General features: G+C 45.0%; 11 protein-coding genes. 6 read left to right on the top strand and 5 right to left on the bottom strand.

What is annotated here, in order from left to right; genetic code table 11:
• Positions 1 to 2 precede the first annotated feature (2 nt).
• Positions 3 to 1463, top strand: coding sequence for a glutamate synthase subunit beta (locus K7A41_RS05125; protein WP_265712851.1), 1461 nt, complete (start codon positions 3 to 5; stop codon positions 1461 to 1463).
• A 304-nt stretch (positions 1464 to 1767) separates the two neighbouring features.
• On the opposite strand, the gene K7A41_RS05120 is transcribed toward K7A41_RS05125, so the two are convergent.
• From K7A41_RS05120 to tgt, 3 genes are all read right to left on the bottom strand, one after another.
• A complete protein-coding gene (locus K7A41_RS05120) occupies positions 1768 to 2679 on the bottom strand; it encodes a DMT family transporter (RefSeq protein WP_265712850.1) in 912 nt (303 codons plus the stop codon).
• Between the two features lie 103 nt (positions 2680 to 2782).
• On the bottom strand, positions 2783 to 3862 hold the full coding sequence (locus K7A41_RS05115) for an LptF/LptG family permease (RefSeq protein ID WP_037534699.1): 1080 nt from the start codon (positions 3860 to 3862) through the stop codon (positions 2783 to 2785).
• A 45-nt stretch (positions 3863 to 3907) separates the two neighbouring features.
• Complete coding sequence (gene tgt / locus K7A41_RS05110; RefSeq protein WP_028072536.1) at positions 3908 to 5038, bottom strand: tRNA guanosine(34) transglycosylase Tgt; 1131 nt, start codon at positions 5036 to 5038, stop codon at positions 3908 to 3910.
• A gap of 241 nt (positions 5039 to 5279) precedes the next feature.
• Here tgt and K7A41_RS05105 point away from each other — a divergent pair, with 241 nt between their 5' ends.
• Together K7A41_RS05105 and rsmG are read left to right on the top strand one after the other, a co-directional pair.
• Positions 5280 to 6443 carry a glycosyltransferase gene (locus tag K7A41_RS05105; RefSeq protein ID WP_232048627.1) on the top strand — a complete coding sequence of 388 codons (1164 nt, stop codon included), beginning with the start codon at positions 5280 to 5282 and terminating at the stop codon, positions 6441 to 6443.
• Between the two features lie 22 nt (positions 6444 to 6465).
• On the top strand, positions 6466 to 7101 hold the full coding sequence (rsmG, locus tag K7A41_RS05100; protein WP_028072534.1) for a 16S rRNA (guanine(527)-N(7))-methyltransferase RsmG: 636 nt from the start codon (positions 6466 to 6468) through the stop codon (positions 7099 to 7101).
• Here the strand turns inward: rsmG and K7A41_RS05095 are convergent, their stop codons facing one another.
• Both K7A41_RS05095 and K7A41_RS05090 read right to left on the bottom strand, forming a co-directional pair.
• Positions 7102 to 7683 (bottom strand): hypothetical protein, encoded by a 582-nt coding sequence (locus K7A41_RS05095; protein WP_037534697.1) that lies wholly within the window; start codon positions 7681 to 7683, stop codon positions 7102 to 7104. It abuts the gene before it with no gap.
• A gap of 72 nt (positions 7684 to 7755) precedes the next feature.
• The gene (locus K7A41_RS05090; RefSeq protein WP_265712849.1) at positions 7756 to 7989 is read right to left on the bottom strand and encodes a hypothetical protein; all 234 of its coding nucleotides are present in this window, start codon (positions 7987 to 7989) and stop codon (positions 7756 to 7758) included.
• Positions 7990 to 8146: 157 nt separating this feature from the next.
• On the opposite strand from K7A41_RS05090, the gene dprA reads away from it, so the two are divergent.
• The 3 genes from dprA (at position 8147) to K7A41_RS05075 (ending at position 11063) form a co-directional block, all read left to right on the top strand.
• Positions 8147 to 9277, top strand: coding sequence for a DNA-processing protein DprA (dprA, locus tag K7A41_RS05085; protein WP_265712848.1), 1131 nt, complete (start codon positions 8147 to 8149; stop codon positions 9275 to 9277).
• Between the two features lie 63 nt (positions 9278 to 9340).
• Entirely contained in the window at positions 9341 to 10843 is a 1503-nt protein-coding gene (locus K7A41_RS05080) for an MFS transporter (RefSeq protein ID WP_028072531.1), read from the top strand.
• On the top strand, positions 10836 to 11063 hold the full coding sequence (locus K7A41_RS05075) for a DUF6814 family protein (protein ID WP_028072530.1): 228 nt from the start codon (positions 10836 to 10838) through the stop codon (positions 11061 to 11063). The genes K7A41_RS05080 and K7A41_RS05075 overlap by 8 nt, the downstream gene beginning before the upstream one ends.
• The last annotated feature ends 6 nt before the right edge of the window (positions 11064 to 11069 follow it).

The following is an 11069-nucleotide window of genomic DNA, read 5'->3' as shown; positions in this document are numbered from 1 at the left end:
TCATGGGAAAAATTACAGGTTTTAAAGAATTTGAGCGCGTGCTTCCACCCAAAGAAGCTGTTGAAGCCCGCGTACAGCACTTCAAAGAGTTCAATAAAGGTTATTCCGAAAACGAGCTGAACAAACAGGCTGCACGGTGTATGGATTGTGGTATTCCATTTTGTCATTCAGGATGCCCCCTGGGCAACGTAATCCCTGAATTTAACGATGCTGTTTATGACGGCAAATGGGAAGAAGCATACCAGATCCTGACCTCCACCAACAACTTTCCAGAATTTACAGGAAGGATATGCCCTGCTCCCTGCGAATCAGCCTGTGTGCTGGGAATCCATAGCAATCCGATAACCATCGAGGAAATAGAAAAACATATTATTGAGATTGCATTTAAAAAGGGCTATGTCAAACCTCATAAAAGTTATCTAAAGACGGGCAAACGTGTGGCTATCGTAGGCTCAGGCCCTGCTGGGCTTGCCGCAGCTGCACAGCTGAATAAGGCTGGCCACGATGTCGTTGTCTTCGAACGCGATGATCAGGTCGGTGGCTTGCTCCGCTATGGCATCCCTGACTTCAAGCTCGAAAAATCAGTCATTGACCGCCGTGTCAATCTGATGAAGGAATCAGGTATCGAATTCAGAGTGAATAGTGAAGTAGGCAGGGATATCAGTTTTTATGAATTGAAAGCCTATGATGCCGTCATCTTGGCCACCGGGTCTACCGTTCCATGGCACATGCAGCTGCCGGGACATGACGCCAAAGGCATACATTTTGCCATGGAGTTCCTCACCCAGCAGAACAAAGAAGTCAGCGGAATCGCTGTCAGCGGCGAACGCATTCTGGCCACGGACAAGCATGTCGTCGTGATCGGCGATGGCGATACCGGATCGGATTGTATCGGGACATCCAACCGCCATCGTGCGAAAAGCATTACACAGATTGCCCGTAAACCCATGCCGTCCAAAGAACGGCTGAAAAATAATCCATGGCCCTTGGATAAAGTTACTTTTGGCACCTCCTCTTCTCAGGAAGAGGGCTGTGAACGACTGTGGGCAACAGAAACACAAGAGTTTGTCAAAGATGAAAATGGTCATATCAAAGGAATCAAAATCAAGGAAGTGCAATACGAAGTGGATGACTTTGGCAGAAGAACACGTCTTGGCGAGTCCGAAGTCCGTGAAATCCCAGCAGATCTCGTCTTATTGGCTATCGGGTATCAACATACGGAGCATACGCTTCTCGAGCAGCTCGGAGTAAGAGTGGACGAAAAGGGCAATATTCTCGCCAATGACCGGGATTACCGAACCACTATTGACAACATCTTTACGGCCGGTGATTGCCGTAAAGGTCAATCTCTGGTGGTATGGGCAATTTCCGAAGGCCGTGAATGCGCAAGGAAAGTAGACGAATACCTGATGGGCTATTCTGAACTGGAAAGCAAAGACTTTCTGACCGCTCAGCATGCATAACAGATTATAAGTTGCAAAAGAGTGCTCAGGTTATCCTGACGCTTTTCCATACGATAAAAGCACCTTAGGGTGCTTTTATCATATTCGGTCCTTCTCCACTATTCTGCTCGGGTAAACAACACCCATTTTAACCTAAACTCCTATCCGTTCAACGCAGCCTCCTTATCGTTTGTAGCGGACTGCAGGCTTTTTACGCCAATCTCTATGCAATTTGCAGCATACTGCCATTCGTCTATCACAACGACAAGCAGTCTAGCACATGCTCGCTGCACCTCCAACGACGTCTTTCGGAGAGTCTAATGTTTTAATGCAATTTACGAATGATGAGCCCCTTTTGTCTTTTATCCAGTTTTGTTTTAATATACGGATAGGTGAAGACTGCCCCCAGCACAATACATGCTCCCAGATAAAATCCACCACTCATGGTTTCTTTCTGTCCAAAAATCAACACCGCCAATAGGATGCCGTAGACCGGTTCAAGGTTAGTGGTCAAGGCAACGGTAAAAGCCGAAAGTTCTTTCATTACCGCAACTCCCATCACATAGGCCACTGCTGTGCAGACCACTCCTAATAATAGCAGATAGATCAGGTCCTGCTGTCCCAACAGCATCGCCCCATTAAAGTCACCCGTATATAGCATCAGTAGGCTGATCCAGAAACATGCTCCCACCATTTCATAGAACGTGATCAGTGTGGGGCTTGACTTTTTAACCATGCGGGCATTGGCAATGGAAAATATGCTCGCACAGAAGGCGCAGCCAAGGCCGGCCATCAGACCCACCAGATAATGTGTTTCGAAGGAGAATATAGTATAAATGCCCAAAATAATGACCAGTCCAACGACAATATCAAGCAAGGCAATACGTTTTTTATTGACTATAGGTTCGAGTATAGCGGTAAATAACGTCACTGACGACAGGGTCACCAGCGTGACTGACACAGTCGATACCTTAATGGAGTAAAAGAAAAGCACCCAATGCAGGCCCACAACTGCGCCAACCATAAAAAATTGAAGCGCCTGCTTTCCGGCAACTAAAATCTGCTGCTTAGTCACTAAAAAATATACCAGCAATGAAACCGAAGCTATGGCCACACGGTACCAAACCAGATGAATGGCAGAAACAGAAATGAGGCTACCCAAAATCCCCGTGAATCCCCAGATAAGTATAGTCAAATGCAGAATTAAAACATTCCGATTTAGATGAAGTTTGGCCATTTTCCCTTAACCCTTAATATGTATATATATCGCGATCAGCGATCTTTGCTGTTATTGTATTCCCTTATGTTTTACCCTTCCGACCTGTCTGCATCCAATAGAGTTATTTCGGTGCTTTGATCGCTAGATATATGGCCACCAGCAGAAAAGTGACGTTCGGGATTAGCACGGCAATCAATGGTGGTAATCCCCCTTTTAATGAAAACATATTTGCAAACTGAATGAATACGATGTACGTAAAACTGAGGCCGATCCCGATTCCCAGACTTAAGCCGATTCCGCCCCGGACCTTTTTCGAAGAGAGAGCAACCCCCATAAGCGTCAGTACGAATGCCGAAAACGGGTAAATATAACGTTTGTACTTTTCCAGCAACAAATCGGTCATCACACCCGTTCCCCTGATCTCCTCTTTACGGATCCGGGTATTCAGCTCGCGGGTATCCATCGCCGTAAACATATTGTCCCGCAATTCAAAATCCGAGGGCTTCATATCCAATGTGGTGTCCTTGACCGCACCTTTGTCCATCCGCTCATGCAGACCATTGATGACCCTGTTGGTATATCCTTCAATCTTCCATTTGGTCGCCACCGAATCCCAGGTAATCCGGTCCGCCATCATTTTCTCTCTGAGTGTGTCCCCCTTAAAGATTTCGAGAACAAACCCATATCCGGTCTTGGTGGTATTGTCAAAGTTATCAATATACACGTAGCTGTTTTTATCAAGCTGCATATGGGTCGAGACCCTTGAATTGTCCTTTAAAGGTTTAACATAAATGTTCTCAAAGTCCACCTTCATTTTATTCGTATGCGGAATAATAAAAATATTGAACACCAGCGAGACCGCAAAGATCAAGGTTGCCGCGATCATATACGGACGGAGCAAGCGGTTAAAACTATACCCCGCACTCAATATTGGAACAATTTCGGTCTGATCAGCCATCTTGGACGTAAAAAAGATAACCGCAATAAAATTGATCAATGGACAGAGAAAATTGAGATAAAAGGGAATAAACCCTGCATAATACTCAAAAATGATCTTGTCCAGCGGTGCTTTGTATTTCAGAAAATCGTCTAACCGTTCGGATACGTCAAAAACAACCATTACCACGGTAAATATGGCCATGGTAAACACAAAGGTCGTCAAGTATTTTTTTATGATGTACCGGTCAATTAACGAAAGCATATATTTAGATTTGAGTATTCATCTCATTTATTTTATCCGACTCTATTACAAACGCTGATCCAGAATTTTCACCATTTTATTTTTCCAGTCATAAAATGTACCTGCTATAATTTTCTCCCTAGCCTGATTGACGAGCCAAAGATAAAAATGCAAATTATGCAATGAGGCAATCTGCGCTCCCAAAATTTCCTGTGATTTTATGAGATGGCGTAAATAAGCCTTGGTATAGAACTGATCCGCATGCAGATCACTTTCCGCTTCAATCGGCGAAAAGTCATCTTTCCATTTTTCGTTTTTAATATTAATAATACCGTTCTGCGTAAAAAGCATTCCATTTCTCGCGTTACGTGTCGGCATCACACAGTCAAACATATCCACACCCAGCGCAATATTCTCAAGAATATTGACAGGTGTACCCACCCCCATCAGGTAACGGGGTTTGTCTTTTGGCAGGATGTCACAGACCACCTCAGTCATCGCGTACATCTCCTCTGCAGGCTCGCCAACAGAAAGACCTCCAATCGCGTTACCTTCCCGATTGAATGAAGCAATGGTTTCAGCAGATTTAATTCTGAGATCCTTATAGACTGATCCCTGCACAATAGGAAACAAGGTCTGCTCATATCCATACAATGGATCGGTGCTGTCAAAGCGGTCCACGCAACGTTTCAGCCAGCGGTGTGTCATGTCCAGCGAACGGCGTGCATAACTGTAGTCACAGGGATACGGTGTACACTCATCAAATGCCATAATAATATCTGCGCCGATAATCCGTTGCGTATCCATCACATTTTCGGGGGTAAATAAATGCTTCGATCCATCGATATGGGAACGAAATGTCACCCCTTCTTCTTTAATTTTACGGACTTCGGTCAAGGAGTACACCTGATAGCCACCTGAGTCGGTCAAAATCGGACGGTCCCAGCCGTTAAATTTGTGCAAGCCACCAGCCTTATTTAATACCTTCAGCCCCGGACGCAAGTAAAGATGATAGGTATTCCCCAGGATAATCTGGGCTTCGATATCATTTTTTAATTCGTGTTGATGGATGGCCTTTACGGTACCTGCCGTACCAACCGGCATAAAAATAGGTGTTTGGATGGGACCATGTGCAGTTTCGACAACACCTGCACGTGCTTTTGACAATTTATCTTGTGCTTGTAGCGTAAATTTCATGAATATATTCCTCTGAGACTAATTTGACTTTAACGGAAAGGTTATCCAGGACAACTTTTTCAAAACTGTCCCAAACTTCCAACAAAGGCTCACAGCAATACCTTCCCCTGCAGGTCCGATTGCTTTGTCCCAATGGCTTAGACCTATCTCCCTTAAATATGTTGCAAAAATACTATAAAAAGATTTGCAAAGAGGATGTTTCGGGAATAAATTATCATTTTCCTTTATAAAAAGATTAGGAATGCGCGTATCTTTGTGGGCTATGCTTGACCTACATGTAATCTTGGCCAATCTTCCCGATATTGCTTTTGGGATATTAGGTCTTCTCCTATTGGTACAATTATATTACATCTTATTTGTTTACAGCAAATTGAGCAGTTATCAGGTGGAGCACCACAACGAGACGGATTCCCTTCCGCCATTGTCGCTGATTATCTGCGCCCACAATGAGGAAGATAATCTTCGTGAATATTTGCCAGCTATCCTTACGCAGGATTATCCCGAGTTTGAGGTTATTGTAGTCAACGATTTCTCTACAGATCATACCCCCTGGATCCTGCAGGAATTCAGCCAGCAGCATCCCCATCTTAAAATTGTGGATATCAAGGAGCATATCCGCCTGAAACACGGAAAAAAATTCGCCGTAAGCATGGGGATCAAAGCATCCAGATTCCAGACCCTGGTTTTTACAGATGCAGACTGTGCACCACAGTCCAATCAATGGCTGCGGGACATAGCCGGGGCTTTTACGCCCGGGACCGAAATTGTATTGGGTTACTCCCCTTATTTCAAGAAAAGGGGCTTATTAAACCTTTTGATCCGGTTTGAAACCACACATACCGCCATGAGCTATTTATCTTACGCACTTAAAGGAGATGCTTACATGGGTGTGGGACGCAATATGGCATACAAAAAGGAACTCTTTTTCCGTAACAAGGGGTTTGCTGCGCACATGCACATTAAGTCCGGTGACGACGACCTCTTTGTCAACCAAAATGCAACAAGGACCAATGTCAACATTGCCCTGCATCCGACATCATTTGTATATTCAGTGCCGAAGACCACATGGAAAAGCTATTACAAGCAGAAAGCCAGACATTCGGGAGCCTCCACGATCTATAAAAAACGCCATCAGCGCATGCTTGGCACGCAGTTGGTTTCGGCGGCGCTGTTTTACCTCGCTGCCATTACCGTCGCCATTGTATTCCCTGCATTTTGGTATGTCCCCTTATCAGCATACCTACTTCGCCTGTTTGCGCAATGGGCTGTATTTAGCAACATTTATAGAAAACTGGAAGTAAAAGAATTGATTTGGTGGCTACCGTTGGTAGACTTCATCTACTATTTTTATATTTGCACCAACGGTTTGTTCAGCAGAAAAAAGAAAAAAATAAGCTGGAAATAATTTACTCTTAAATTTTTACGTTTTGAATCCTACAGTCGATATCATCTACTCTTATTTTCCGAAAATGACGGATATACAAAAAGAGCAATTTGCCCAGCTTGCTGAGCTATATACTTTTTGGAATAGCCAGATCAATGTAATCTCACGCAAAGATATTGACAGCTTATACCTTCACCATGTCCTGCATTCGCTGGGAATAGCTAAATTCGTTCAGGAGCTGGCACCAGGAACACGCATCCTTGACGTAGGCACAGGCGGGGGCTTCCCGGGGATCCCCATGGCCATCTTATTTCCTGAGGTCAGATTCCATCTGGTCGATTCGATCGGAAAAAAAATCAAAGTGGTCCGCGAAGTGGCGGCGGGACTGGGCCTCCAAAACGTTGAAGCCGATCATATCCGTGCCGAACAGCTGGATGATAAATACGATTTTGTGATTTCAAGGGCCGTAACACGACTGGGAGAATTTGCCCCTTGGATACGCAATAAATTTCAAAAAAAGGATAAAAATGGTATTCCCAACGGTATCCTTTACCTCAAAGGCGGTGACCTTAGTGAAGAGATCAAGGAGTCCAGATTAAAAGCTGAACTGCATCCCTTGTCGAGCTATTTCAGAGAAGAGTTTTTCGAAACGAAATATCTGGTATATGTGCCGATGTAATTAAGGTTTTACATCGCCTCCCGGTAAACTGAGGCGGCTGTGGATCAGCTCAACAGAATCAAGATAGCATTTCAGACAATGCTGTATGTAAGCTATCTTTTCGTAATTATCCTTTCCGCGCAACCATTTTAGGGTGGGCTGATAATACATCCTAAATTTGGTCAGCGAATCGCCCGAAAGGACAGTATACTCCTTGGTCAGCGCAAACCATTCTTCACGTACTAGATCCGCTTCGTATTCGCGTTCAAATTGACGCTGTAGTCTTCTGGAATGACGGCCCTTGCGACTAAATTTGTTATAAAGCTTATTGAGATTGACCGCAAGGCCACCCTGATGGGGCAAAGTTACCATGTCCTTGGTGTCCCCCCAAAAGTAAATGGACTTATACTCCGACTTCTTCTGATCGAACTTATCTTTTGCAGTTGAATTGATGCCTTTTAGCTGGACGGTATCGAGCCGCAGCGTATCCCCCTTTTTTGTAGTATCCTGTGGCATAGAGTTTCGGGAATGAGCTACAACCGATCGATCGACAGTGAAACAGAGGCCGGCAAGCAGCAAAACGAGAAAGCTAATACGTACCATGTGATAATTGATTACCCTAAAATAGTCAACTATCCATCAAGTGAGTATGGATTTAACGATCTTTAACGCCTGTTAAAATCCCAGCTCTTTCTTTATCTCTTCGCCGATCAGATTGATCTCCTCATCCATGCCAAACATGGGTAGTTCAGTCTCTGGGTTTAATTTCAGCCAGCTGGTATCGGTGTCCTTAATGATTTTCACATATTCTGTGCCGTCTTTGAAAATGACATAAGTATCCTCCTCCTCGGGGAATATAGAATAAATCACATCACCTAATTCAATATCGAAGGGTTCTTTCGTGTTCATAACATTACTTTTCTATCCACAAAGCTAGCAAATATCGCGCATCTTCCCAAGGCATGTGCATGGCCGGAGTCACTTCTGCAAGAAGCTCAACCATGCAAACCATACTAAAAAGTTATACAAGGAGTTATAATTTTCACTATCTTTAAAGTACCCAATTATGAAACTGATCTATCCCATAGCTTTGACCAAAATCAAGGGCATTGGCCCTCGGACAGCACGGCGTATCCTTACGCATACAGAGAACCTGGAAGACCTTTTTTCGTATTCCAAAAGAGAATTAATGCAAATACCGGGCATGCGGGAATCTGCTGCCGATGCGATACGCAGCAGAACCTACCTGCAAGACTGCGAGCGTGAACTTGAATTTATTGATAAACATCAAATTCAGGCACTATGGGTCGAGGACGAACAGTATCCGCAACGGTTAAAACAATGTGACGATGCTCCCCTGCTGCTTTACTATAAGGGCAACGGCAACCTCAACGCTAAAAAGGTAATTAGCATTGTGGGTACAAGACATTCCACCCCCTATGGGCAACGGCTATGCGAAGACTTTATCCGCCAGCTGGATCAGAACGGGGATATCCTGATCGTGAGCGGTCTTGCCTACGGCATAGACGCCTGTGCGCATCGGCTTGCACTGAAAAATGATATTCCCACGGTAGCAGTGCTCGGTCACGGTCTGGACCGGATATACCCTGCCTCCCATCGTGAACTCGCGTCCAGAATGTTGAATCAAGGGGGCTTACTGACGGAATTTGCGTCCAACACATTGCCCGAGCGCACCAATTTTCCCATGCGTAACCGCATTATTGCAGGGCTTGCGGACGTCACCGTTGTTGTGGAGGCTGCAATCAAAGGCGGTGCATTGATTACCGCAGAGATCGCCAATAGTTATCATAGGGATGTCTGCGCATTCCCGGGAGCAATTTATGATAAAAGCAGCGAAGGTACCAACTACCTGATCAAGACTAATAGAGCCCATATGATCAGGCACGTGCAAGATCTGGAGTATTTAATGAACTGGGACATCAGCAAAGAACAGGCCGGCCAACAGCTTGAACTGGGCTTTAAACCGGAAAAAGATCAGGAAAAAGTGCTTGCGCTGATCCATGATGCCGGACAATTGGGGATCGATCAGCTGATCGAAAAGCTCGAATGGCCTCAGAGTAAATTAGCACTGGTCCTGCTGGAACTGGAAATGCAGTCCTTGGTTCATGCCCTTCCCGGAAAAATGTATAAGTCGGCCGGACGGCCCGCGGAAGCCGCTGGACCATTGGGACGATAAGATCCAAGAATGATATAAGCTATTTTATTTACATGCATAAACCAAACTAAACCCACAATTTAAATGAACGAAAACAACACAAAAAGCATCTGGAAAGTCATTGGCGCCTCCTCTATGGGAACACTCATTGAATGGTATGACTTTTTCATCTTCGGCAGCCTTTCCATCGTCATTTCAACCAAATTTTTCCCGGCTGATAACCCAACCGCTGCGTTCCTGTCAACATTGGCTACCTTTGCAGCCGGTTTTGTGGTAAGGCCCTTTGGGGCGCTCTTTTTTGGCCGCCTCGGCGATATCATTGGCCGTAAATACACGTTTATGGTGACTCTTCTGTTGATGGGAGGTGCCACCTTTCTGATAGGATGCATTCCCAGCTATGAAAGTATAGGTTTCTGGGCTCCGCTAATTGTTCTGATTTTAAGACTCCTGCAGGGACTCGCTTTGGGCGGCGAATATGGTGGTGCCGCGACGTATGTGGCCGAACATGCACCCATGGGACAACGTGGATACTGGACCTCCTGGATACAGACTACCGCCACTTTTGGTCTATTTATTTCCTTGGTCGTTATTCTCCTGACAAAGAGTTTTCTGAGCGAAACACAGTTTGACAACTGGGGCTGGCGGGTCCCCTTTCTACTGTCGCTGGTGATGGTATACGTATCCTACCTTATCCGTAAAAAAATGAAGGAGTCGCCCGAATTTAGTAAGGCTAAAGCCGAAGGCAAAACAAGCACAAACCCCTTAAAAGAGAGCTTTGGACATCGTTATAACCTTAAATTTGTCCTACTTGCCCTCTTCGGAGCGGCAATGGGCCAAGGCGTTGTCTGGTATACCGGCCAATTCTACTCGATGAGTTTCATGAAGACCGTCATGCATCTACAGTCGGATCAGGCTGACACCATCCTGGGGATCGCCTTGTTGCTTGGGACACCCTTTTTTGTTGTGTTTGGTTGGTTAAGCGATAAAGTCGGCCGCAAATGGATTATGTTGGCCGGAATGCTGCTCGCCGTATTGACGTACCGTCCTATTTACAAATCGATGTACCATCTCTCCGACATTCAGCATAAAACCAAAATAAACGAGACAAGCAAGCCACCACAGGCCGAAGAGGGCACAGCGGTCTCCGTCACGATAACTGACTATGACGATGGCACCCAGATGAGCAATGCTACGACATACCATCATGAGGGTGATCTTAAAGGAAAGGAGAGCGTCAAAACGACCGTCCACCTAAGCGGCAAAAATTACGTATGGTTAATTGCCCTGTTGTTCATCCAGATAATTTATATCACCATGGTGTATGGCCCCATCGCAGCTTTTCTGGTCGAACTGTTCCCGGTAAAAATCCGGTACACATCCATGTCCCTGCCATATCATGTCGGTAACGGCATATTCGGAGGTCTGCTTCCAGCGGTCTCCACCTATCTCACGACAAATGCGGAAACAGCCCATGCATCTCAGTTCTACCTGGCGGGATTATGGTATCCAATTATTATTGCAGCCGTCTGTTTCGTCATCGGAAGTCTCTATATCAACAACAAATCAACTCCTTCAAACCATGAATAACCTTAAAAAACTACTCGGAATCGTATGGATCATTTTGGCCATATACACCGCATATTTTAGCATTTTCGAACTTGCCTTACCAAAAATTTCTACAGGGCATCAGGAAGATCTGGTGTTCGGAATCATTATCCTCTGCATATTGACGCCCATTATATCACTAGGTTTAGGCCTATTTGGTTATTATTCCCTTTTAGGTGAATACGATGACAGCAAAATGTAAGAATCG

Origin of the sequence: Sphingobacterium sp. InxBP1 (assembly GCF_026191775.1) — a bacterium.
Lineage (GTDB): Bacteria > Bacteroidota > Bacteroidia > Sphingobacteriales > Sphingobacteriaceae > Sphingobacterium > Sphingobacterium thalpophilum.
This window is presented reverse-complemented; position numbering and strand designations above follow the sequence as displayed.

Coding starts and splice junctions, on each gene's coding strand:
- K7A41_RS05125 (WP_265712851.1), top strand. CDS start 3: ATGGGAAAAATTACAGGTTTTAAAGAATTTGAGCGCGTGCTTCCACCC.
- K7A41_RS05120 (WP_265712850.1), bottom strand. CDS start 2,679: ATGGCCAAACTTCATCTAAATCGGAATGTTTTAATTCTGCATTTGACT.
- K7A41_RS05115 (WP_037534699.1), bottom strand. CDS start 3,862: ATGCTTTCGTTAATTGACCGGTACATCATAAAAAAATACTTGACGACC.
- tgt (WP_028072536.1), bottom strand. CDS start 5,038: ATGAAATTTACGCTACAAGCACAAGATAAATTGTCAAAAGCACGTGCA.
- K7A41_RS05105 (WP_232048627.1), top strand. CDS start 5,280: ATGCGCGTATCTTTGTGGGCTATGCTTGACCTACATGTAATCTTGGCC.
- K7A41_RS05095 (WP_037534697.1), bottom strand. CDS start 7,683: ATGGTACGTATTAGCTTTCTCGTTTTGCTGCTTGCCGGCCTCTGTTTC.
- K7A41_RS05090 (WP_265712849.1), bottom strand. CDS start 7,989: ATGAACACGAAAGAACCCTTCGATATTGAATTAGGTGATGTGATTTAT.
- dprA (WP_265712848.1), top strand. CDS start 8,147: ATGAAACTGATCTATCCCATAGCTTTGACCAAAATCAAGGGCATTGGC.
- K7A41_RS05080 (WP_028072531.1), top strand. CDS start 9,341: ATGAACGAAAACAACACAAAAAGCATCTGGAAAGTCATTGGCGCCTCC.
- K7A41_RS05075 (WP_028072530.1), top strand. CDS start 10,836: ATGAATAACCTTAAAAAACTACTCGGAATCGTATGGATCATTTTGGCC.